Source organism: Streptomyces sp. T39, assembly GCF_008042045.1.
In the GTDB taxonomy this organism is placed as follows: Bacteria; Actinomycetota; Actinomycetes; order Streptomycetales; family Streptomycetaceae; genus Streptomyces.
The window spans coordinates 1-776 of record NZ_RDBP01000112.1; the positions used below are offsets into that span (position 1 = coordinate 1).

The 776-nt window shown below is 73.3% G+C and carries 2 pseudogenes; both read left to right on the plus strand.

Features of this window, described 5'->3' with window-relative positions:
* A pseudogene (locus EAO77_RS35655) lies at positions 1–351 on the plus strand (hypothetical protein); the annotation flags it as partial.
* Positions 352–411: 60 nt separating this feature from the next.
* A pseudogene (locus EAO77_RS35660) lies at positions 412–776 on the plus strand (hypothetical protein); the annotation flags it as partial.

A 776-nucleotide genomic window follows, 5' to 3' on the forward strand; every position in this document is an offset into this window, starting at 1 on the left:
GGCGCCTCCACCGTCTACACCCTGTGGCAGGTCACCGGCCTGTTCTCCCTGATCGCCGGGTTCATCACCCGCAGCAACGGGATCCGCCTCACCTGGTCGTGCTGGGGGTTCGCGGGCATCGCGATGGTCTGGACGACCACTCCGGACGCCTCGCGCACCGTCGCCACCGCCATTGCCGCCCTCGCGTGGACGGTTGCTTCGGCCTTCGCGATGCGCGGGCTGAACCTGCGCCCGCGCGTGTTCGCGCACGTCACCACCGGCGCCCCGCAGGTCACCGTCCAGCCCCAGATCCACATCCCCGCCCAGCCCGACGGCGGCACCCCGGACAACGTTCGCCAGCTCGGCCGCTGATCCGGTCGCTCCGCCTGGCCACCGGCCGCCGCCGCCCGCACCCCGGGCGGCCGGCTGGCGGTGACCGGGCAGGCCGACCGGCCTACACGCTCAACCCGCGCCCGCCGCCCCGAACTCGAGGCGGCGGGCGCCTCCACCGTCTACACCCTGTGGCAGGTCACCGGCCTGTTCTCCCTGATCGCCGGGTTCATCACCCGCAGCAACGGGATCCGCCTCACCTGGTCGTGCTGGGGGTTCGCGGGCATCGCGATGGTCTGGACGACCACTCCGGACGCCTCGCGCACCGTCGCCACCGCCATTGCCGCCCTCGCGTGGACGGTTGCTTCGGCCTTCGCGATGCGCGGGCTGAACCTGCGCCCGCGCGTGTTCGCGCACGTCACCACCGGCGCCCCGCAGGTCACCGTCCAGCCCCAGATCCACATCCC